Origin of the sequence: Streptomyces sp. NPDC018964 (genome assembly GCF_044390325.1) — a bacterium.
GTDB lineage: Bacteria > Actinomycetota > Actinomycetes > Streptomycetales > Streptomycetaceae > Streptomyces.
In genome coordinates, this window is sequence record NZ_JBIRYZ010000031.1 from 26,558 (window position 1) to 45,700 (window position 19,143).

The 19,143-nt window shown below is 74.0% G+C and carries 19 protein-coding genes; 11 read left to right on the forward strand and 8 right to left on the reverse strand.

Annotation, left to right across the window (positions count from 1 at the left end):
- The first annotated feature begins 17 nt into the window (after positions 1 to 17).
- Genes ACH5AO_RS33470 through ACH5AO_RS33490 form a run of 5 tightly spaced genes read left to right on the forward strand, consistent with a single transcriptional unit; the run spans position 18 to position 4,475 of the window.
- Positions 18 to 1,337 carry an MFS transporter gene (locus ACH5AO_RS33470; RefSeq protein WP_398931314.1) on the forward strand — a complete coding sequence of 440 codons (1,320 nt, stop codon included), beginning with the start codon at positions 18 to 20 and terminating at the stop codon, positions 1,335 to 1,337.
- Entirely contained in the window at positions 1,334 to 2,179 is an 846-nt protein-coding gene (locus ACH5AO_RS33475) for a putative hydro-lyase (protein WP_398931316.1), read from the forward strand. Before ACH5AO_RS33470 ends, ACH5AO_RS33475 begins: the two co-directional genes overlap by 4 nt.
- 39 nt (positions 2,180 to 2,218) lie before the next feature.
- Positions 2,219 to 2,977, forward strand: a complete 759-nt coding sequence (locus ACH5AO_RS33480) for a LamB/YcsF family protein (protein ID WP_398931318.1) — start codon at positions 2,219 to 2,221, stop codon at positions 2,975 to 2,977.
- Complete coding sequence (locus tag ACH5AO_RS33485; protein ID WP_398931320.1) at positions 2,974 to 3,603, forward strand: allophanate hydrolase subunit 1; 630 nt, start codon at positions 2,974 to 2,976, stop codon at positions 3,601 to 3,603. The genes ACH5AO_RS33480 and ACH5AO_RS33485 overlap by 4 nt, the downstream gene beginning before the upstream one ends.
- A complete protein-coding gene (locus ACH5AO_RS33490) occupies positions 3,600 to 4,475 on the forward strand; it encodes a biotin-dependent carboxyltransferase family protein (RefSeq protein WP_398931322.1) in 876 nt (291 codons plus the stop codon). The genes ACH5AO_RS33485 and ACH5AO_RS33490 overlap by 4 nt, the downstream gene beginning before the upstream one ends.
- Here ACH5AO_RS33490 and ACH5AO_RS33495 read toward each other — a convergent pair.
- The 5 genes from ACH5AO_RS33495 to ACH5AO_RS33515 all read right to left on the reverse strand — a co-directional run bounded on the left by ACH5AO_RS33495 (position 4,472) and on the right by ACH5AO_RS33515 (position 9,905).
- Positions 4,472 to 5,323: an SGNH/GDSL hydrolase family protein gene (locus tag ACH5AO_RS33495; protein ID WP_398931324.1), complete on the reverse strand. Its 852-nt coding sequence runs from the start codon at positions 5,321 to 5,323 to the stop codon at positions 4,472 to 4,474. The genes ACH5AO_RS33490 and ACH5AO_RS33495 overlap by 4 nt on opposite strands.
- Positions 5,320 to 6,513 carry a glycosyltransferase gene (locus tag ACH5AO_RS33500; protein WP_398931326.1) on the reverse strand — a complete coding sequence of 398 codons (1,194 nt, stop codon included), beginning with the start codon at positions 6,511 to 6,513 and terminating at the stop codon, positions 5,320 to 5,322. The genes ACH5AO_RS33495 and ACH5AO_RS33500 overlap by 4 nt, the downstream gene beginning before the upstream one ends.
- Entirely contained in the window at positions 6,510 to 7,634 is a 1,125-nt protein-coding gene (locus ACH5AO_RS33505; RefSeq protein ID WP_398931328.1) for a glycosyltransferase family 4 protein, read from the reverse strand. The genes ACH5AO_RS33500 and ACH5AO_RS33505 overlap by 4 nt, the downstream gene beginning before the upstream one ends.
- Positions 7,635 to 7,795: 161 nt before the next feature.
- A complete protein-coding gene (locus tag ACH5AO_RS33510; protein ID WP_398931330.1) occupies positions 7,796 to 9,214 on the reverse strand; it encodes a HEAT repeat domain-containing protein in 1,419 nt (472 codons plus the stop codon).
- A gap of 298 nt (positions 9,215 to 9,512) precedes the next feature.
- Entirely contained in the window at positions 9,513 to 9,905 is a 393-nt protein-coding gene (locus tag ACH5AO_RS33515) for an ankyrin repeat domain-containing protein (RefSeq protein WP_398931332.1), read from the reverse strand.
- A 261-nt stretch (positions 9,906 to 10,166) separates the two neighbouring features.
- Between ACH5AO_RS33515 and ACH5AO_RS33520 the strand changes: the two genes are divergently transcribed.
- Together ACH5AO_RS33520 and ACH5AO_RS33525 are read left to right on the forward strand one after the other, a co-directional pair.
- A complete protein-coding gene (locus ACH5AO_RS33520; RefSeq protein ID WP_398931334.1) occupies positions 10,167 to 10,361 on the forward strand; it encodes a hypothetical protein in 195 nt (64 codons plus the stop codon).
- 49 nt (positions 10,362 to 10,410) lie between these two features.
- Positions 10,411 to 12,057, forward strand: coding sequence for a hypothetical protein (locus ACH5AO_RS33525; protein ID WP_398931335.1), 1,647 nt, complete (start codon positions 10,411 to 10,413; stop codon positions 12,055 to 12,057).
- Between the two features lie 181 nt (positions 12,058 to 12,238).
- On the opposite strand, the gene ACH5AO_RS33530 is transcribed toward ACH5AO_RS33525, so the two are convergent.
- Positions 12,239 to 13,738 (reverse strand): PLP-dependent aminotransferase family protein, encoded by a 1,500-nt coding sequence (locus ACH5AO_RS33530; protein WP_398931337.1) that lies wholly within the window; start codon positions 13,736 to 13,738, stop codon positions 12,239 to 12,241.
- 99 nt (positions 13,739 to 13,837) lie between these two features.
- Here ACH5AO_RS33530 and ACH5AO_RS33535 point away from each other — a divergent pair, with 99 nt between their 5' ends.
- The 4 genes from ACH5AO_RS33535 to ACH5AO_RS33550 all read left to right on the forward strand — a co-directional run bounded on the left by ACH5AO_RS33535 (position 13,838) and on the right by ACH5AO_RS33550 (position 17,316).
- Positions 13,838 to 14,503 carry a YitT family protein gene (locus ACH5AO_RS33535; RefSeq protein ID WP_398931339.1) on the forward strand — a complete coding sequence of 222 codons (666 nt, stop codon included), beginning with the start codon at positions 13,838 to 13,840 and terminating at the stop codon, positions 14,501 to 14,503.
- Positions 14,500 to 15,267: a glycerophosphodiester phosphodiesterase gene (locus ACH5AO_RS33540; RefSeq protein WP_398931341.1), complete on the forward strand. Its 768-nt coding sequence runs from the start codon at positions 14,500 to 14,502 to the stop codon at positions 15,265 to 15,267. The genes ACH5AO_RS33535 and ACH5AO_RS33540 overlap by 4 nt, the downstream gene beginning before the upstream one ends.
- Before the next feature lie 50 nt (positions 15,268 to 15,317).
- Complete coding sequence (locus ACH5AO_RS33545) at positions 15,318 to 16,664, forward strand: MFS transporter (RefSeq protein WP_398931343.1); 1,347 nt, start codon at positions 15,318 to 15,320, stop codon at positions 16,662 to 16,664.
- Positions 16,665 to 16,941: 277 nt separating this feature from the next.
- Positions 16,942 to 17,316 (forward strand): RNA polymerase-binding protein RbpA, encoded by a 375-nt coding sequence (locus tag ACH5AO_RS33550; RefSeq protein ID WP_003977404.1) that lies wholly within the window; start codon positions 16,942 to 16,944, stop codon positions 17,314 to 17,316.
- A 128-nt stretch (positions 17,317 to 17,444) separates the two neighbouring features.
- Here ACH5AO_RS33550 and fxsA read toward each other — a convergent pair whose 3' ends face one another.
- Together fxsA and ACH5AO_RS33560 are read right to left on the reverse strand one after the other, a co-directional pair.
- Positions 17,445 to 18,026, reverse strand: coding sequence for an FxsA family membrane protein (gene fxsA, locus ACH5AO_RS33555; protein ID WP_398931345.1), 582 nt, complete (start codon positions 18,024 to 18,026; stop codon positions 17,445 to 17,447).
- A gap of 72 nt (positions 18,027 to 18,098) precedes the next feature.
- The gene (locus ACH5AO_RS33560) at positions 18,099 to 18,950 is read right to left on the reverse strand and encodes a polyprenol monophosphomannose synthase (RefSeq protein WP_398931347.1); all 852 of its coding nucleotides are present in this window, start codon (positions 18,948 to 18,950) and stop codon (positions 18,099 to 18,101) included.
- Between the last annotated feature and the right edge of the window lie 193 nt (positions 18,951 to 19,143).

Here is a 19,143-nt window from a genome sequence, read left to right on the forward strand (position 1 = left end):
CTTCCTGCGAGGTGCCCATGAGTACGCCCCCTCCACCGCGGGCCCTGACCGACGCCCCACGCCCCGCACCGCCCGAACACGCCCCTGACGACGGGGCGTTCGGCTGGCTGCGCGCACTGGGGCCGCGCGGCCGGCGCGCCTTCGGCGGCGCTTTCGGCGGCTATGCCCTGGACTCGTACGACTACTTCACGCTGCCGCTGACGATGGTCGCGCTGTCGGCGTACTTCGGTCTGGACAGCGGCCAGACCGGCCTGCTCACGACCGTCACCCTGGTGGTGTCCGCGGTCGGCGGCGCCCTCGCCGGCGTGCTGGCGGACCGCGTCGGCCGGGTCAGGGCGCTGCTGCTGACGGTGATCACGTACGCGGTGTTCACCGTGGCCTGCGGCTTCGCGCCCGACTACGAGACGCTGCTGGTGTTCCGCGCGCTGCAGGGGCTCGGCTTCGGCGGTGAGTGGGCGGTCGGCGCGATCCTGGTCGCCGAGTACGCAAGCGCCCGGCACCGCGGCCGCACCCTCGGCGCGGTCCAGAGTTCCTGGGCCGTGGGCTGGGCGCTGGCGGTGATCGTGTACACGACGATCTTCTCGCTGGCCGACGACGACCTGGCCTGGCGCGTGATGTTCTGGACCGGCGCGCTGCCGGCGCTGCTCGTGGTGTGGGTGCGGCGCAGCGTGCGGGACGCTCCCGAGGCGGCCGCCGCGCGGGAGAAGAGCGCGCGGAAGGGTTCGTTCGCGGTGATCTTCCGGCCGGACCGGCCGGGAGCGCCGGGCCTGCTGCGCACCACGCTCTTCGCCGTGCTGCTCTCCACGGGCGTCCAGGGCGGCTACTACACCCTCGCCACGTGGGTGCCGACCTATCTGAAGACCGAGCGCGACCTGTCGGTCGTGGGCACCGGCGGCTATCTGACGTTCCTGATCTCGGGTGCCTTCGCCGGCTACCTGACCGGCGGCTACCTCACCGACCGGCTGGGCCGGCGGCGCAACATCTGGCTGTTCGCGCTGCTGTCCGCGATCTGCATCCTGGCGTACACGAACATCCCGAACGGCGCCAACACCGTGATCCTCGTGCTCGGTTTCCCACTCGGGTTCTGCATGTCGGCGATCTTCAGCGGCTTCGGCTCCTACCTGAGCGAGCTGTACCCGACGGCGGTGCGCGGCACGGGGCAGGGCTTCACGTACAACACCGGACGCGCCGTGGGCGCCGTCTTCCCCACGACGGTCGGCTTCCTGGCCGACGGCTGGGGCGTGGGCGGGGCGCTGGTCTTCGGCGCGATCGGCTACGGCATCGCGGCGCTGGCGCTGCTGGGGCTGCCGGAGACCCGCGGGAAGGAACTGGAGTGAGCCACATCGACGACCGTACGCCGACCGCCGTGGACGACCGCCCCGTGGCGCTGGTCGACGGGCAGGCACACGCGTGGAGCCCGCGCACGGCGCGCGCCCGCTTCCGGGAGGGGCTGGCCGGCCCCACGGCCGGCGTGGCCGCGGGGCACACACAGGCCAACCTGATCTCGGTGCCCGCCGACTGGGCGTACGACATGCTGCTGTTCTGCCAGCGCAACCCCAAGCCCTGTCCGGTGCTGGACGTCACCGACGCCGGGTCCACGACCACCGTCCTCGCCCCGGGCGCGGACCTGCGCACCGACCTGCCCCGCTACCGCGTGTGGGAGCACGGCGAGCTGGTGGACGAGCCGACGGACGTGCGGGCGCACTGGCGCGGTGACCTGGTGTCGTTCCTGATCGGCTGCAGCTTCACGTTCGAGTGGGCGCTGACGGCGGCGGGCGTTCCGGTCCGGCACGTCGAGCAGGGCCGCAACGTTCCCATGTACGTGACGAGTTGGCAGTGCCGTCCGGCGGGGCGGCTGCGCGGGCCGATGGTGGTGTCCATGCGGCCGGTGCCGCCCGAGCACCTCTCCGCGGCGATCCGGGAGAGCAGTCTGCTGCCGGCGGTGCACGGCGGACCCGTGCACTGCGGGGACCCCTCCGGGCTGGGCGTCGACGACCTCGGCCGCCCGGACTTCGGCGACCCGGTGGACCTCGAGCCGGAGGACATCCCGGTGTTCTGGGCCTGCGGGGTGACCCCGCAGGCCGCGGTCATGGCCTCCCGCCCGCCGTTCGCCCTCACCCACGCGCCGGGGCAGATGTTCCTCAGCGACGCCCGCGACGAGCAGTTCCGCGTGGCCTGACCGGCCCGTGCGGCACGAGACAGGAGAAACGAAGCGCCCATGACGTCGATCGATCTGAACGCCGACCTCGGCGAGGGGTTCGGCCGCTGGCGGCTCACCGACGACGAGCGGCTGCTGTCCGTGGTGACCAGCGCCAACGTGGCGTGCGGTTTCCACGCCGGGGACGCGTCCACCATGCGCCGGGTGTGCGAGCTCGCCGCCGGGCGCGGGGTGCGGATCGGCGCCCAGGTCTCCTACCGGGACCTGGCCGGGTTCGGGCGGCGCGCGATGGACGTGCCGCCCGCCGAACTGGCGGCCGAGGTCGCCTACCAGATCGGCGCCCTGGAGGTGTTCGCCCGCGCGGCGGGCGCCCGCGTGGCGTACGTCAAACCGCACGGGGCGTTGTACAACCGGGTGGTGCGCGACGAGGAACAGGCCGGCGCGGTCGTCGACGGGGTGCTCCTGGCGGACGCCACGCTGCCCGTGCTCGGCCTGCCCGGCTCCCGGCTGCTGGAACTGGCCCGGAAGGCGGGTCTGCCGGTGGTCGCGGAGGCGTTCGCCGACCGGGCGTACACCGACGGGGGCACGCTGGTGCCACGTGGTCAGGAAGGCGCCGTGGTCACCGATCCGGAGTCGGTGGTGGCCCGCTCGGTGGACCTGGCCCGCCGAGGGGAGGTCGACGCGCACTCGGGACGGCGCATCGAGGTGCGGGCGCGTTCCCTGTGCCTGCACGGTGACACGCCCGGCGCGGTGGACCTGGCGCGACGGGTGCGTGACGCGCTGGAGGCGTCCGGGGTGCGGGTGGAGGCCTTCGTATGAGGGTGCTGCCCGTCGGCGAGGACGCGCTGCTCGTCGAGGTCGCCTCGGACGACGAGGCCCAGGCGCTCCACGCGGAGCTGCTGCGGCGCCGCGCGGAGGGCTCGTTGCCCGCCGGCGAGATCGTCCCGGCGGCGCGCACGGTGCTGCTCGACGGCCTGTCCGATCCGGCCCGGCTGGCCGCCGAACTGACCTCCCTCCGTCTCCCGCCCGTGTCCCCGCACGCGCGGGAGACGGTCGAGATCCCGGTGCGCTACGACGGCCCGGACCTCGCAAACGTCGCCGCGCACTGGGGTGTCCCCGCGCGGGAGGTGGCCCGCGTCCACGCGGGCACCGAGTTCCGTGTCGCCTTCTGCGGGTTCGCGCCCGGCTTCGGCTACCTCACCGGTCTGCCGGCCCGCTACGACGTGCCCCGCCGGGCCACTCCGCGCACCGCCGTCCCGGCCGGCTCGGTGGCGCTGGCGGGCCCGTACACGGGCGTGTACCCGCGGTCCTCGCCGGGCGGCTGGCAGCTGATCGGTACGACCGACCTCGTGCTGTGGGACCACGCGCGCGTGCCCGCGGCGCTGCTCTCCCCCGGCACGCGGGTGCGCTTCGTCCCGGTGGCCGCGGCGGGGTCCGCGGCATGACGGACCGTGCGCTCGCCGTCGTCCGCGCGGGAGCCCTCACCACCGTGCAGGACCGGGGCCGTCCTGGACACGCCCATCTCGGCGTCCCCCGTTCCGGAGCGCTGGACGGGCCCGCGGCGGCGCTCGCCAACCGGCTGACCGGCAACCCGCCGGACGCGGCCGTCCTGGAGACGACCCTCGACGGCTGTTCCCTGCGGCCCCGTTCGACGGTCACCGTGGCGGTCACCGGGGCTCCCTGCCCGGTCACCGTGGACGGCCGGCCGGCCGCCTGGGGTGCGCCGGTGCGCGTGCGCGCCGGTTCCGTGCTGGACGTCGGCGCGGCGGTCTCCGGAGTACGCGCCTACGTGGCCGTCTCCGGTGGGATCGCCGTCGAACCGGTGCTCGGCAGCCGCTCCACGGACCTGCTCTCCGGTCTCGGCCCGGCCCCCCTCACGGATGGCGCCGTGCTCCCCCTCGGCACCCCGCGGAAGGTCCACGCGCGCGTGGACGTCGCCCCGCAGCCGGCACCCCCGGACGAACTCGTGCTGCGAGTGACACCGGGCCCGCGCGACGACTGGTTCACCCCGGCCGCCGTACGGCTCTTCACGTCCCGCACGTACCACGTGTCGCCGGCGAGCAACCGCATCGGGCTGCGCACGTCCGGGCCGGCCCTGGAACGGGCCCGGCGGGACGAACTCCCCAGTGAGGGCATGGTGCTGGGCGCGGTCCAGGTGCCGCCCGACGGCACGCCGGTGGTCTTCCTCGCCGACCATCCGACCACCGGGGGCTACCCGGTGATCGCGGTCGTCCGCCCCGCCGACCTCCCGGCCGCCGCGCAGGCACGCCCCGGCACGCCGGTCCGCTTCGTCGCCGTACGCCGCCGGTGCTCCTAGGCGGCGCCGGGACGTTGTTCCCCCACCGGCAACGCGGCCAGGGCCGCCGAGACGGCGGCGGAGGTGCGCAGGTCCAGGCGGACGCCGGTGCCCCGCGCGTGGTGGCGCATGTCGTCGACGGCCAGGGAGAGCAGTTGCGGCAGCAGGTCGGTGCACCGGCGGGCCACCCAGCCGGTGCCGGCCGTGGCCAGCCACCGCAGGCTCGCCCACCTGGTGGGAGCCGGGGAGTCCGGCTCCGGTGACGGAGCGGGCCCGGTCGCGAGGCCGCGCTCCGTCAGCAGCGCGTGGAAGCGCAGGGCCAGCTGGCGGTGCCCCGGCTCACCGGGGTGCAGCCGGTCCGCGCTCCACATCGCGCGGTCGGTGATCCAGTCGCCCTCGCAGGCGTGCAGGTGCACCGCCCCGTAGCGGTCGGACAGGGCGTGGACCACGGTGTTCACCGCCCGTTGCCGCCGGGCGAGCGGGCGGGCCAGCGCCCCCGGCAGTCCCAGCATCCCGCCGGGATCGGGCAGGCACGCGGTCAGCAGCACGGCACCCTGGCCGGTGCACGCCGCGTACACCCGGTCCAGCCGTGCCACCACGTCACGGATGTCGAAGGTGCGGCGCAGGGTGTCGTTGACGCCGACGACGACGGAGACGAGGTCGGGCCGCTGCTCCAGCGCGGCGGGCAGTTGCCGCTCGAGCACGTCGCGCGTCTGTGCCCCGCTCACCGCGAGGTTGGTGAACCGCACGGGTCCGACGCCCAGCGACGGCGCGAGCAGCGCGGCCCAGCCCCGCCATCCGCCGCCGGTCCGGTCCCCGACCCCCTCGGTCAGCGAGTCCCCGAGGGCCACGAACCGCAGCGGTCTCACGAAAGCCCCCGGGACACGACCGGCCGCACCGGGGCGGCTCCCCTGGCCGCCGCCTCCGGCACCGTCGCCGGCGCGTCGTGCGCCGTGAGGAACGCCGCCACCGCCGTGCCCCAGCCGAAACGCTCCGCACGCGCGCGTGCCGCCTCGCGCCGGTCCGTCTCCGCGCGCTCCAGGAGCAGCTCGACGGCGTCCGCGAAGGCCTCCCCGCGGTCCTCGGCGACCGCGCCCGCCGCTCCGATCACCTCCGGGAGCGCCGACGACGCGCTCGCCACCACGGGCGTGCCGCACGCCATCGCCTCCAGCGCGGCGAGCCCGAAGGTCTCGGCGGGCCCCGGTGCCAGACACACGTCGGCGGACGCCTGGAGCGCGCCCAGCAGCCTCCGGTCGCGCACGTGCCCGAGGAAGACGACCGGCAGCCCGCGCTCCCGCGCGCGCTGTTCGAGCCGCGCCCGCAGCGGCCCGTCCCCGGCGACGACCAGCACCGTCCGCCGCCCACGCCGCAGCAGCGCCTCCAGCGCGTCCAGCGCGGTCCCCGGCCGCTTCTCCAGGGACAGTCTGGAGCACATCACGAGCAGCGTCCGCGGCCCGCGCGCGTACCGGGCGCGCAGTCCCGGGTCGCGCAGCGCGGGGTGCCGTTCCACCAGGTCGACGCCGAGCGGGGCCCGTACGACGTTGCGGGCCCCGATGCGCACGAACTCCCGCTCGGCGAACTCGGTGGTGCACACCACGCGCGCGTACGTGTGCGCGGTACGCGTGTTGAGGGCGTCGGCGGTGCGCCGGGCGGCCCGCTCCGGCAGCCCCCAGGTGCGCAGCACCCCGTCGGCGGTCTCGTGGGAGACCATGACCGCCGGGACGCGGGCCCGCCGGGCCCACCGGCCGGTCCAGCGCAGGGTCGTACGGTCGGACACCTCGAGCCGGTCGGGGGCCAGGTCCTGGAGCAGGCCGGCGACCCGCCGCCTGTCAGTGAGGACGCGGTAGCCGCCGGTGCCGGGCAGCAGGGGGCCCGGCAGGGTGATCACCCGCCCCTGCTCGGTCTCGCGGTCGCTCTCCCGCTCGCCGGGGACGACGAGCACGGGCCGGTGCCCCGCCCCCAGGTAGCCCTTGCCGAGTTCCCGCAGCGCGGTGCGCAGCCCGCCGGACGCGGGCGCCACGAAGTTCGCCAGCCGCACGATGCGCAGTGACCCGTTCACGCCGCCACCGCCGTCCTGCGTCCGGCGAGCACATCGGCGTAGTACCCGATGAGCCGGTCGCCGACGGCCGCCCAGGTGCGTCCCTCGACCGTCGTGCGCCCTGCCGCCCCGTACGCGGCCCGCAGGGCGGGATCGGCGGCCATGGACCACACCGCGTCGCGTACGGCGGCGGCGTCGCGCGGCGGGACGAGCAGTCCGGTGCGGCCGTGCGCGACCAGGTCCAGCGGGCCGCCCGCCGCGGGCGCGACCACGGGCACCCCGCTCGCCATCGCCTCCTGCACGGTCTGGCAGAAGGTCTCGAACGGTCCGGTGTGCACGAAGACGTCCAGCGAGGCGAAGATCCGCGCGAGGTCCTCGCCGGTGCGGCGGCCGAGGAAGACCGCGCCGGGCAGCGCCTGTTCCAGCGCCGGCCGGCTGGGCCCGTCGCCGACGACCACGCCCCGTACGCCGGGCAGCTCGCAGGTCTCCGACAGCAGCTCGACCTGCTTCTCCGGGGCGAGCCGACCCACGTAGCCGACGACGAGCTCGCCGTTCGGGGCGAGGGAGCGGCGCAGGGCCTCGTCGCGGAGGCCGGGCCGGAAGCGGGCGGTGTCCACACCGCGCGGCCACAGCCGGACCCGGGGCACGCCGTGTGCCTCCAGGTCGCGCAGGGCGGCGCCGGACGGGGCCAGGGTGAGGTCCGCGGCCGTGTGCACGGAGCGGATGCGCCGCCAGGCCGCCGCCTCTCCGGCGCCCACGTACGTGCGGGCGTATCCGGCGAGGTCGGTCTGGTAGACGGCGACGGCGGGCAGGCCCAGGCGGGCGGCGGCCGCCATGCCGCGCACGCCGAGGACGAAGGGGCTGGCCAGGTGGACGACGTCGGCCCGGTGCGCGGTGATCGCGGCGGCCAGGCGCCGGCTGGGGAGGGCGACGCGGACCTGGGTGTAGCCGGGGAGCGGAAGGGAGGGGACGCGGACGACGGGGCAGGGCACCCCGCCGTCGGGGGCGTCGTCCGCGATGGCGGGGGCGACGACGAGGGGGGCGTGGCCGCGGTCGACGAGGTGTCGGGCGGTCTGGAGCGCGCAGTGGGCCACGCCGTTCACATCGGGGGGAAAGGACTCGGTCACGATGACGACACGCATACCGGTGTTGTCGCCGCGCCGGACGTGGTCACGTCAACGTGGATCTTTCCTGGCGGGGAACGCGCCGTGAGCGTTGCCTTCCTCACCCGCGCAGGTCAGGCGGCATCCATGTGCGCCTGACCCACGGGCCATCCGCCGTTCACCGGCCGCGCGGGAGGCGGTCACACGGCGGGTTCCTCGGGACCGATCCGGCTGCGCACGGCGGTCTGCACCTCGGCCTCCTCGGCCGGGTCCGCGGCGAGCCTGCGCAGGCGCTCCACGACCCGGGTGTCCCCGGTCTCGGCGTGCCGGGCGGCGATCTCGCGGGTGGACTCCTCGCAGTCCCACAGGCACTCGACGGCGAAGCCGGTGCCGTAGGAGGGGTCGGTCGCGGCGAGGGCGCGGGCGGCGCGGCCCCGCAGATGGGACGAGGCGGTCTCGCGGTAGACGTGGCGGAGCACGGGGGCGGCACAGGCGATGCCGAGGCGTCCGGCGCCGTCGACGAGGGTCCACAGGGTGGGCGCGTCGGGGCCCTCGCCCCGTACCGCCTCCCGCAGCGCCGCGAGGACCAGGTCACGGTCCTGGGCGCCGCCCCGGCAGGCGAGGACCCGGCCGGCGGCGGCGCCGAGCGGGTCGGGCCGACGGGCCCAGCCGCGCGCCCGGTCGACGGCGGCGAGACCGCGCATGCGCTCGAAGGCGTCGACCGCGGCCTCCGCCACGGCCGTCGAGCCGGTGGCCACGGCGCCCTCGATCAGGCCGAGGGCGTCGGGATCGTCGCGGTCGGCGAGGTAGCGCAGGGCGGTGCACCGGGCTCCCTCGGTGCCGTCCTGGGCGGCGAGGACGATCTCGGGCCGGTCCTCGGGGCCCGCCACGGCGGTGAGGCAGCGGGCGGCCGGGACATGGAGCGCGGCGCCGCGTTCGACGCCTTGCTGGGCCCACTCGAACACCGCCTGGACGCTCCAGCCGGGCCGGGGCCCGGTGGGGCGCATCTGCCGCTGCCAGCGGTCGAAGGACCCGGCCTCCTGGGCGGCGCGCACGCGCGCGGCGACGGACTCGCGGGGGTCGTCGGCCCACAGGCGCCAGGGCCGTGGTTCGAAGGCGTCGCGGACGGTGGCGGCGAGTTCCGCCTCGCCCTCGGCGTCGGTGGCGAACCGCGCGAGGACCGGGACGGCCAAGGCGCGCAGACCCGCGTCGTCGTCCCTCAGGGCCAGCTCGTCCAGGGCCCAGGCCCAGTTGGTGCCGTGGGCGGCGTACCTGCGCAACAGTTCGAGGGCCTCCCGCCTGCCGTAGGAGGCGAGGTGCCCGAGGACCGCGAGGGCGAGTCCGGTGCGGGACTCGTCGGTGTCGAGGACGTCCTCGGGGTCGAAGAGGTGGGCCTCGATCGCGTCCAGTCCGCCGTGCAGATCGAGGTAGAGGCGGGCGTAGTAGAGGGAGCGGTTCTCCACCTGCCAGTCGTGGCGCGGGTCGTGGAGCACACAGTGGTTCAACGCCGCGAGCGCTTCGGAGCGCGGGGCGGTGAGCGCGTGCAGCGTGCCGTCGCCGCGGCCCCGCTGGAGCAGGCCGAGCAGCGTACCGCTGGGCGCTATGACCGGATCGAACATGGGAAACAGCCTCACATCAAGCGTCGACGCAACCGGGGACGTGCATTACCTGGCCGCGTGACAACACGTCGGGGCGCCCGCCGTTTCCTGCTTGCTGTAGACCATCTCTCTGCCTCTCGTCGGTGGCCCATGCGGACCGCATCACGGCCCGCGCGGTGCGGCAACACCTGCCCAGCCGTCGCGTCCGTGAATCACGTCGTCATGATGACCCGGCGGTCACATCTGCCGCGACCGAAATTTCGGCGGCCCTGTACCGCCTCCCCCGTTTTCCGTGTCGTCGCTGGTCGGAGCGTGTCGTTCAGCCTTCGCCGAACAGCTCGAGCAGTTCCGTACGACCGAACATCCGGGCCGTGTCGACGGCCGAGGGGGTGCCCGCGGACGGGTCCGCGCCACCCTTCAGGAGGGCCTGGATCACCTCGGTCTCGCCCTTGAAGACCGCTCCCGCGAGTGGCGTCTGGCCCCGGTCGTTGACGCGGTCGGCGTCGGCGCCGCGCTCCAGCAGGGCGCGCACCGCCTCGGCGTGACCGTGGTACGCGGCGAGCATCACGAGGGAGTCGCCCCGGTCGTTGGTCAGGTCGGCCGGCACGCCCGCGTCGACGTAGGCCACGAGCTCCTCGGTCCGGCCGCGCCGGGCCAGGTCGAAGATCTTGGTCGCCAGCTCCACGACCTCGGGGTCGGGGGCATCGGTCATCGCCGGACCGCCTCTCACTGCACGCGCTTCACGCATCGGGGACAGGACGTACGTCTGCGAGCGGTGCAGAGCCGTACGGGTGAATCGCCAGAGTACTGGCTCGCCGGGCACATGACCCGTTGCGCCCGAGGTAATGATCACGGCAGACCCATGCGGGGGAAAGGCCGCGAATCGACCCAGTTGCACCTTTTATCCTATAGATACATTCTGTGATCCTGGACGTACTCATGGTGACTGTCCCCGCGAACCAGGAGAACTCACATGATCATCTCGATCTCATGCGTGGTGCTGCTCGGCATCGTCGTCTTCATCTTCCTCCGCAAGGACGGGCTGAAGACGTCGCACGCCCTGGTGGCGATGCTCTTCGGCTTCTATCTGGCCAGCACGGCCATCGCGCCCAGCATCAAGGCGGGCGGCGAGAGCCTGGCCGGCCTCCTGGGCGGCTTCAAGTTCTGACCCGCCCGACCACGCACCGCCCGCCCGTACACACCCTCTGGAGACAGCAGTGGCCCGGCGTCCCCTCCCCCGCATCCTGCGCAACGGCGGCGCACAGCTCGCCCGGAGCCGGGAGCTGGCCAGGACGGCGGCCGACAGCGCCACGGACGTCCTCCACCCGCTGATCACCATCACGCGCGGTCTGCGCCTACTGGCCTCGGCCGGGCGGCGCAGGTGGGCCGACACCCCCAAGGACCGGCGCGGCGCGCTGCTCTTCCTGGTGGCGTCGGTCCTGCTGGTCGTGGCGCTCGCGCCGTACGGTCCCCTGCTCGCCGTCATCACCCTGATGGCGGCGGCGGCCTGGCAGGGCCGGGACCGCGCCCCGTCGGCGCCCGCCGGGCCCGACGCGTCACAGGTCCAGCGCCTGAAGTCGCTCTACGAGGCCCTGGTGCCGTACTTCTCCGCCGCCGAGGACCCCGAACCGCTCTACGCTCACGGCGGTGACTGGGAGAAGGTCTTCTCCGAGTACGAGTTCGACGCCACCGGCCGGATCGCGCACCTGGTGATCGGCTACCCCGCCTACTTCACCGACGGCGAGCCGGAGTCACGGGCGCGGATCGAGCACCTGCTCGGCGCGAAGTCGGGCCGCGGCCGCGAGTATCACTTCGCGTGGGACGAGGAGGCCAACCAGCTCACGGTCCGCGTCCTCGCGCCCCTGCCCACCGACATCGCCGCCCAGCCCTTCGTCACAGCCCCCGGCGAGACGGTCCTCGGCTTCACCGACCCCGCCGGGGTGCAGCGGACGCTGCCGCTCACCCACGGCGTCCACGGCGGGGAGCGGCGTGACGTCCCGCCCGTCGTCTGGCGCACCGGCATCCGTTCCACCGAGCCGCATCTGCTCGTGGCCGGCCAGCCGGGCAGCGGCACCTCGACACTGCTGCGCTCCATCGCCCTGCAGGCCCTCCGCCACGGCGACGTGGTGATCGTCGACGGGGGCGGCACCGGCGAGTACGCCTGTCTGACCGGCCGGGACGGCGTGCTCGCCGTGGAGTGCGGGCCGACGGGGGCGCTGACGAGCCTGGAGTGGGCCGCGCACGAGACGGAGCGCCGGCTGATCGCGGTCAACCGCGCGCATCAGGCGGGTGACCCGCCGCCCGAGGACACCCGGCGTCCCCTGTGGCTGCTGCTGGACCGGCCGAGCGCGTTCACGCACCTGGCCGCCGCGAACGGCCGCGAGGACCCCCAGTCCCTGCTCCAGGTTCCGCTGCGGCACGGCCGCCCGGCGAACGTCACCGTGGTCGTCGCCGAGCAGCTCGACGGCCTGGAGGGCCTCAGCGACCCGGTACGGCAGCACACGCGCGCGCGGGTCGTCCTCGGGCCCGCGACGGCGGAGCAGCTGGAGGCCGTTCTGGGGGCGCCGCCGCACACCACGCCGGTGGACCAGGTCCCGCCGGGGCGCGGGTACGCCCGGCTGGGCTCGGGGCCGGTCCACCGTCTCCAGGTCCCGGCGACGCCGGACCCGTACGACGACGCGACCAGCGACGCGGAGCGGCAGGCGGTGCTGGACCTGCTGCCGCCGCGGACGACACCCGCGGACGAGGAACCGGAGCGGCTGGAGGCGGGGGTGGCGGAGGCCGTACGCCTCGACAAGGTGAGGGTGGAGAAGGACGCGGCGAAGACGCCCGCCGAGGCGGCGGTGGCGGAGCCCAGCACCTAGCCGACCGCCGGTGCCCGCAGGTCCCGCCGTTCGAGCGGTGCCCCGTGGCACGCGCCTCCCCCAGGGCCTCCCAGGTCTTCGAGGCACCGGGGGAGGCACGATCGCCCGCGGTCGCGGGGCACCGCCGCCTCTTCGAACGTCCGCACGGCCGCCCGCGGTCGAAACGGCACCGGCACTCCGGTCACGCCACGAACGTGCGGGGGATCTCCGTGCCCGAGGTGCCGCCCGTCTCGACGACGCGCCTCGCCGCGGACAGGCGGGCCGCCGCCTCCTCCGCCACCGCGCCGCCCACGGTGAAGGGCAGCCGTACGTAGCCCTCGAACGCTCCGTCGACGCCGAAGCGGGGCCCGGACGGCACCCGTACGCCGACCCGTTCGCCCGCCTCGGCCAGGCGTGAGCCGGAGAGACCGCCGGTGCGCACCCACAGCGTGAGCCCTCCGCGCGGCACCTCGAACTCCCAGTCGGGCAGCTCCCGCCGTACGGCGGTCACCAGCTCGTCCCGGTTCTGCCGGGCCTGGGCGCGCCGCACCTCCACCGCCTGTTCCCAGCCACCTGTGCCGAACAGCCAGTTCACGGCCAGCTGTTCCAGCACGGGCGTGCCCAGATCGGCGTACGCGCGTGCGGCGACGAGGCTGCGGATGACGTCGGGGGCCGCGCGCACCCAGCCGATGCGCATGCCGGCCCAGAAGGCCTTGCTCGCCGAGCCGACCGTGATCACCGTGGACCCCGCCGGGTCGAAGGCGCACACCGCGCGCGGCATCTCCACGTCCGCGTCGAGCCACAGCTCGCTCATCGTCTCGTCGGCGACCAGCACCGTGCCCGCGGAACGCGCCGCGTCCACCAGGCGCCGCCGCTGGTCCTCGTCGGCGAGCGCGCCGGTCGGGTTGTGGAAGTCGGCCACGACGTACGCGATCCGGGGTGCCGCCTCGCGCAGCACCTGGCGCCAGCGGTCCAGGTCCCAGCCGGTCAGTCCCTCGGCCATGGCGACGGGGACGAGCCGGGCGCCGGCCTCCCGCATCAGCTGGAGGATGTTGGCGTAGGACGGCGACTCGACGGCGATGCGCTCGCCGCGTCCCCCGAAGAGGTGACAGATGGCGTCGATGGCGCCCATGGCGCCGGTGGTCACCATGATCTGCTCGGGCATGGTCGGGACGCCCCGCGCGGTGTAGCGGTCCGCGATCATCGAGCGCAGCGCGGGCAGCCCGGCGGGATAGTCGCCGTGGGTGTGCGCGTACGGCGGAAGCTCCTCCAGCGCGCCCTGGACAGCCCGGGTGAGCCAGGGCTCGGGCGCGGGCAGCGCGGCACAGCCGAGGTCGATCATCGAGCCGAGGGCCTCGGGCGGCAGCGGTTCCAGCCCCCGCGCGGGCACCGGATTGCCGGCCGGCACCGCGGTCCAGCTGCCCGCGCCGCGCCGTGACTCCAGGAACCCCTCGGTGCGCAGCGCCTCGTAGGCGGCGGCGACGGTGGTGCGGCTGACGGAGAGGGCGAGGGCCAGTTCCCGCTCGGCGGGCAGCCGCGCGGCCACCGGTACGCGCCCTTCCAGCACCAGCAGGCGGATGCCGTCGGCGAGCGCGCGGTAGGCGGGCGGACGGCGGGTCCCGGGGCCGGCCGGGCGCTCCTGCTGGGAGTTGAGCAGCCGGGCGAGCTGCGCCGCGCCCACTGCGGAAGTCCACTGCACCACGAGAATCAGTCCACCTTCCCTGAATTGGCCCTGGATGACGCCCTCGCCCCCGCCACATGATCGCACGTACCGGTCCACTTCCACTACAGGGGGCACGTTTTGGCCAGGTACTCGTCCCGTCACGGGCATCTCGCGCGGCGGTTGTTCCAGCTGTACGCGGGTCTGGCGCTGTACGGCGCGAGTTCGGCGCTGCTGGTCCGCTCGGGGCTCGGCCTCGAACCGTGGAACGTACTGCACCAGGGCCTGTCCGAGCGGACGGGACTGTCCATGGGCGTGGTACTGACGCTCCTGGGCGCGGCGGTGCTGCTGCTGTGGATCCCGCTGCGTCAGCGGCCGGGCCTCGGCACCGTCTCCAACGTGCTGGTGATCGGCGTGGCGATGGACGCGGCCCTGGCCGTGGTCCCCGACGCGCACACCATGGCCGTACGCGTGCCGCTGACGGTGGCGGGCATCGTGCTCAACGGCGCGGCGACCGGGCTGTACATCGCGGCGCGCTTCGGCCCGGGCCCGCGCGACGGGCTGATGACGGGCCTGAACCGGCGCACCGGGGTGTCGGTCCGCCTGGTCCGCACGGCCATCGAGATCACGGTCGTCGTCACCGGCTTCGTCCTCGGCGGCACGGTGGGCGTCGGCACCTTGCTGTACGCGGTGACGATCGGTCCGCTCGCCCAGCTGTTCCTGCGGGTCTTCGCCGTCCCCCCGGCATCCGGCGGCAGCACGGTCGTCGCCGCCGGTCCACCACGGCGCGCGATACTGCGTCCGTGACCCCGCGGATACGCCACCCCTACCTCGACCGTCCCGGCCCGATCGCCTTCGCCCACCGGGGCGGTGCGGCGGACGGCCTGGAGAACACCGTCCGGCAGTTCCGGCGTGCCGTCGAGGCGGGCTACCGGTACATCGAGACCGACGTCCACACCACGCGCGACGGCCGGCTCGTCGCCTTCCACGACGTGACCCTCGACCGGGTGACGGACGGCGCGGGCCGGATAGCCGATCTGCCGTGGCGGGACGTGGCGCACGCGCGCGTGGCGGGTGAGGAACCGGTCCCCCTGTTCGAGGAGCTCCTGGAGACCTTCCCCGAGGTGCGCTGGAACGTCGACGTGAAGGCCGAGGCGGCCCTCCTGCCCTTCCTGGACCTGGTCGGGCGCACCGATTCCTGGGACCGGATCTGTCTCGGCTCGTTCTCCGAGGCCCGCGTGGTGCGCGCCCAGCGGCTGGCCGGCCCCCGGCTGGCCACCTCGTACGGCACCCGGGGCGTGCTGAACCTGCGGCTGCGGTCCTGGGGACTGCCCGCCGCGGTGCGCCGGTCGGCCGTCGCCGCCCAGGTCCCCGAGCGGCAGTCGGGCATCCAGGTGGTCGACCACCGGTTCGTGCGGGCCGCCCACGCGCACGGTCTGCAGGTACACGTGTGGACCGTCAACGAGGCGGAGCGGATGCACCGGCTCCTGGACCTCGGGGTGGATGGCATCATGACCGATCACATCGGCACACTGCGCAAGGTCATGGAGGACCGCGGCGTCTGGGTCTGAGACCCCGCGTCCGGCCGCCTCCGCGCGCTCACGGGGAAGCGAGGGCACGGGTGGACACCGACACCGTGCGGTCACCGGCGCCGGACGAGGCCGCCGGCCGGCGGCGCGAGCAGCGCGGCTGGTACTTCTACGACTGGGCCTGCTCCGTGTACTCCACGAGCGTGCTCACCGTGTTCCTCGGGCCCTATCTGACATCGGTCGCCGAGGCCGCGGCGGACGCGGACGGATTCGTCCACCCGCTGGGCATACCGGTGCGCGCGGGGTCCTTCTTCGCCTACTCGGTCTCCCTGTCGGTGATCGTGGCGGTGCTGGTGATGCCGCTGGTGGGCGCCGCCGCCGACCGCGCCGGACGCAAGAAGCCGCTGCTCGCGGCCGCCGCCTACACCGGGGCCGCGGCCACCGCCGGCATGTTCTTCCTCGGCGGTGAGCGCTATCTCCTCGGCGGCGTGCTGCTGGTGGTGGCGAACGCCGCGCAGTCCGTCGCGATGATGCTCTACAACTCCTACCTCCCGCAGATCGCCACGCCCGAGGAGCGCGACGCGGTCTCCTCGCGCGGGTGGGCCTTCGGGTACGCGGCCGGGGCCCTGGTCCTCGTCCTGAACCTCGTCCTCTACACCGGTCACGAAGGCTTCGGCGTCTCCGAGGGCATGGCGGTGCGCATCTGCCTGGCGTCGGCCGGTCTGTGGTGGGGCGCCTTCGCGCTGGTGCCGCTGCGCCGGCTGCGCGACCGCCGCGCTCCCGCGCGGGAGGCGGCCCTGCCGGGCTTCCGCCAACTGGCGGCGACCGTCCGCGACATGCGCCGGCACCCGCTGACGCTGGCGTTCCTGCTGGCGTACCTCGTCTACAACGACGGCATCCAGACGGTGATCACCCAGGCCTCGGTGTACGGCTCGAAGGAACTGGGGCTCGGGCAGTCGACGCTCATCGTGGCCGTGCTGCTGGTCCAGGTGCTGGCGGTGGCGGGCGCCCTGGCGCTGGGCCGGCTGGCCCGGCGGTACGGCGCGAAGCGCGCGATCCTCGGTTCCCTGGTCGCCTGGACCCTGACCCTGGCCGCCGGGTACTTCCTGCCCGCGGGCGCCCCCGCGTGGTTCTTCGTGCTGGCGGCCGGTATCGGTCTGGTCCTCGGCGGCAGCCAGGCACTGTCCCGCTCGCTCTTCTCCCACCTCGTGCCGCCCGGCAAGGAGGCCGAGTACTTCTCCGCGTACGAGGTGAGCGACCGCGGGACGAGCTGGCTCGGGCCCCTGCTGTTCGGTCTCACCTACCAGCTGACGGGCAGCTACCGGGACGCGATCATCTCCCTGGTGGGCTTCTTCGCCCTGGGATTCGTCCTGCTCGCACGGGTACCGGTACGGCGGGCGATCAGCGAAGCGGGCAACCCGGTTCCCGAAAGGATTTAGCGCTGGGCGCGAAAGGGCTGTAGTGTACGCGTTTGGCCTGCCAGGCGTACCGTTACTGCGCGTCAAAGATGCCGAACGCTGAGTCGTATCTCCTTATAGATGTGACAAACCGGACGTCGGGGGGTACTGCACTGGTTGACAAGGCTGCGGCTACGACGGCGACACATGACCCGGATCGGGACTCCGGTCGGGAATCTTTACCGCCGCCCGGACGTTGACCGGATGACGACGACAGCGACACCTGTCCTGTGGGCGACAAGCCCGGGAGGCACGATTCATGAGTGAGCGAGCTCTTCGCGGCACGCGCCTCGTGGTGACCAGCTACGAGACGGACCGCGGCATCGACCTGGCCCCGCGCCAGGCCGTGGAGTACGCATGCGAGAAGGGGCACCGCTTCGAGATGCCCTTCTCGGTCGAGGCGGAGATCCCGCCGGAGTGGGAGTGCAAGGTCTGCGGTGCCCAGGCACTCCTGGTGGACGGCGACGGCCCCGAGGAGAAGAAGGCCAAGCCCGCGCGTACGCATTGGGACATGCTGATGGAGCGGCGCACCCGCGAGGAACTCGAAGAGGTCCTCGAGGAGCGTCTCGCCGTTCTGCGCTCCGGTGCGATGAACATCGCGGTTCACCCCAGGGACAGCCGAAAGTCGGCTTGATCCCGTCAGGGGCTTAGGGCGAAACCGCACACGCACAAAGGCACAGGACCGCGGGCGCCGTACGTGACGTACGGCGCCCGCGGTCCTGTGTGCGTGCGGGGACCCGGCGACGGGGACCCGCCCCTCCCTCAGCGGGTGAGCGGCGGGCGCGGTCCCTGCGGGGTGTCTCCCGGAGCGCCTCCGGGTTCGTCCCGGACGACCTCCCCCTGGACGACCTTGCCGTCGGGCATGCGCATACGGGCCTGCTGGAAGGCGTCCCCGAGGGAGCCCTGCGCGGCCTCGCGGAGCTTGCGTTCGAAGGTGCGCTCGGCGTGACGGCTCACGGCCTTCTGCACCGGCGGCACCAGCAGGAGCAGCCCCACCGCGTCCGAGATCACACCGGGGATGATCAGCAGCAGGCCGCCCAGCATCGTCAGGCCGTTGCCCTCGCTGTTCGGCCGGGCTTCGGACAGCACCCCGCCCTGCTGCTGTTGCAGCGTCTCGGTCAGGTTCCTGAAGGCCCGCCGGCCGGCCCGCTTGATGACGGCCGAGCCGAGGACGAGGCCGGCCACCAGGATCAGGAAGACCACCAGTCCGTTCGACGCCCCGGCGACCATGGTGAGCAGCCAGATCTCCAGCACGAGCCATGCGGCGACCCCCAGCGGCAGGAAGGTGCGCAGCCGGGAGCGCCGGGGCCGGGCGGGATACGGGGTCTGAGCGCCAGTCGTCATGCTCCCAGTGTGCCTGGGCCCGGCTCAGCACGGGATAAGCGGGATCACCGGGACGAACGGGCGGTCCTGCGCCTACGGTTCGGACCGCTCGACGTCCGGCTCGGGCTGCTCGACGTCCCGCTCCGCCCGCTGCTTGTCGTCAACGCGCCCGAGGACCTTGCCGACCCGCTCGCCCACGCCCCACGCCGTGACCCGCCACAGCGCTTCGACGAGGATGTCACGGCTCATCTTGGAGTCGCCCAGTTCGCGCTCGACGAAGGTGATGGGGACCTCGACGACGTGGTAACCGGCCTTCACCGCGCGGCGGGCCAGGTCCACCTGGAAGCAGTACCCCTGGGAGGCCACTTCCTCGAGACCGAGGCCCTCCAGCGTCTCGCGGCGGAAGGCGCGGAAACCACCGGTGATGTCGCGCAGCGGCAGATCGAGCGCCACGCGCGAGTAGAGGCTGCCCCCGCGCGAGATGAACTCACGGGACTTGGGCCAGTTCACCACCCGGCCGCCGGGCACCCAGCGCGAACCGAGCACCAGGTCGGCGCCCTTGAGCGCGGTCAGCAGACGGGGCAGCTCCTCGGGCTGGTGGGAACCGTCGGCGTCCATCTCGACGAGCACGCCGTAGCCGTGCTCCATGCCCCAGCGGAAGCCCGCGAGATAGGCCGCGCCCAGCCCCTCCTTGCCCTTGCGGTGCAGCACCTGGACGCGGTCGTCCCCGGCGGCCAGTTCATCGGCGAGCTTGCCCGTGCCGTCGGGGCTGTTGTCGTCGGCCACGAGAACGTGCGCCTCGGGAACGGCCTCACGCACCCGGCCGACGATCGCCTTGATGTTCTCCGCCTCGTTGTAGGTCGGGATGATCACCAGAGCCGTGCCGAGCGGGCCGAAGTTCCTCCCCTGGGATCCTGCCGCGAGGATCCCGTCGCCGTGGTTCACTGCTGCCCCTTCATGTCCTGTCCGGAGGATCCCACCATAGTGGGCACGGCCTGCACCGACGTGACAGGACGTTCATATGGTGGTGTTCTTTACCGAAGATCGGGTAGGAACACACTTTTTGGGCGTGCTGGAAGAGGGGCAGCGGAGGGGGCCCGGCGCCCTTCGGGCCGGCCCGGGACCCGCCGGCTGCGGA